2 protein-coding genes are annotated in these 1,650 nt (G+C 47.9%); both read left to right on the top strand.

The features are described from left to right. Positions 1-197: 197 nt before the first annotated feature. On the top strand, positions 198-626 hold the full coding sequence (locus tag H7U20_RS12440; protein WP_199759470.1) for a nuclear transport factor 2 family protein: 429 nt from the start codon (positions 198-200) through the stop codon (positions 624-626). A gap of 240 nt (positions 627-866) precedes the next feature. Beyond that, positions 867-1,214 (top strand): hypothetical protein, encoded by a 348-nt coding sequence (locus H7U20_RS12445; protein ID WP_199759471.1) that lies wholly within the window; start codon positions 867-869, stop codon positions 1,212-1,214. The last annotated feature ends 436 nt before the right edge of the window (positions 1,215-1,650 follow it).

Consider the following 1,650-nt stretch of genomic DNA (forward strand, 5'->3'; position numbering starts at 1 on the left):
GGACGAGGTTTGGCTCAATCCGGAACGGGCTGAACCTGAATTAGTGAAGCTGGCTGCATGAAGTGACGCGACAACTTTGTTGACAACTACCGGCATGTCCATTGGCTCAGCATGGATTCCCGCCTACGCGGGAACGACAATTTGGTGGTTTTTCGAAGTGCCCTTAACGTATTGCTCCCAGCTCAGAAAGGATTCGGATGAACAATGTCCAAATTTCCGTGTTAGATGAAGTCGTAAGTGATTCTAAAAATATACGACAAGTTAAAGCGCTTTATCGAGCGCTAAAGACGAAAGACCAACAGTTAATACAAAAAATATTGGTTGATGAACCTGTATGGGATGTTTCACCAGGCTTTCCAGAGGGTGAAATATATCGAGGCATGTCCGAAGTATTTGGCGGTTTTTATCAAAAATTACTCGCTCGCGTTCATACCTTTGGTGCTTTTCCAGACAGATTCATCGATGGTGGAGATACGGTCGTAGCACTTGGTCAGTACCAAATTACAAAAACCAATAGTGGCTTGCCGGTATTGGTACGCTTTTCTCATGCTTGGGGCATAGATGACACGGGCCGGATTAAAGGCGTATGGCAAGTTGCTGACTCTGCTCAGTTCTTTGCTTCTTAGAGTCGGTAGCTCAAACCGGCGACAAAATTACTGCGCACGAGACGAGAGCTGCCACAGGCGCCTTTCGGCCAATAGCTGACCGTCGCGCGCGCACCCGAGATATATGAAGCTCCGACGTTTCTGCGATAGCTCGACCTCGCGGAATAAAGTGACTCATCCTATGTCCTGGCTCATACTACGGCATGCTTTTATCAACTACAGGAAATCCCGGATTATTTGATTTTTTGAACATTAGCCCATATGGAAAAAATTGTCATTTTTTGGCGTCGATTGATTTGGCATACGCGTTACCTGATGAGTGGCCGGCTCAGACCTGATCCCGGTAGGACTCATGAGTTTGAGCTGGTTGCCAATTTCGCGGAGGCGCAATCTGCTGAGTATTGCTTGATGGCGCTTCAGCATCTAAATATGAAATCTGAAGTGGAGCGGCTGGCAAATGGCCGCGCAAATGCCACATTTAGCTTCTGGGCCAAGCCTGAGTCGAGTAAATTTAAAGATGCCCGCGATGCGATTACCGCAGCAGCCAAGCGCCATGGCGGAGAGGTACTTCTCTGTGCAGTCGTAATGCGTCAGAGTGCGCTGCATTGAGTCGGTGAACGGCTAAGAGCTGCCGGTTACGTAAGTAAAACGGGTGCTGCATCCATGGATATAATTGTAGAAACTTTCTTAAACGTCGGTGAGCCATCTTCGGTTTCATTTCGTGTGCGGCCAGTTTCTGGGCAAGCGTTTCCGACGACAATGCGAGTTCCATGTTCAAAGGCTATGCGGCATGCATTTCCGCTCGGCACAAAGTTCAAGATTTCCATTGACGTTGTGCAACGAGAACAAGGTGGCGACTTCCTTCGGGAGGTTGGCAAAGAGGTGTGGGAAGTAGTCGCCTAGCGGCCAGGAGCGCCATTTGGACTTCTGCACTTGACCTATCAACACTTAACCTGAATTTTTCATAAAAAAGGGCAAGAATGTCGTAAGTGATTGATAAAATGTGAGTTATCTAGAAACACAGTCAATCAACACGAACGCCACC

Source organism: Rugamonas violacea (genome assembly GCF_016461825.1).
Taxonomy (GTDB): Bacteria; Pseudomonadota; Gammaproteobacteria; order Burkholderiales; family Burkholderiaceae_D; genus Rugamonas.

Bases quoted from the DNA above. Each gene is read 5' to 3' on its own strand.
- H7U20_RS12440 (WP_199759470.1), top strand. From the start codon at position 198: ATGAACAATGTCCAAATTTCCGTGTTAGATGAAGTCGTAAGTGATTCT.
- H7U20_RS12445 (WP_199759471.1), top strand. From the start codon at position 867: ATGGAAAAAATTGTCATTTTTTGGCGTCGATTGATTTGGCATACGCGT.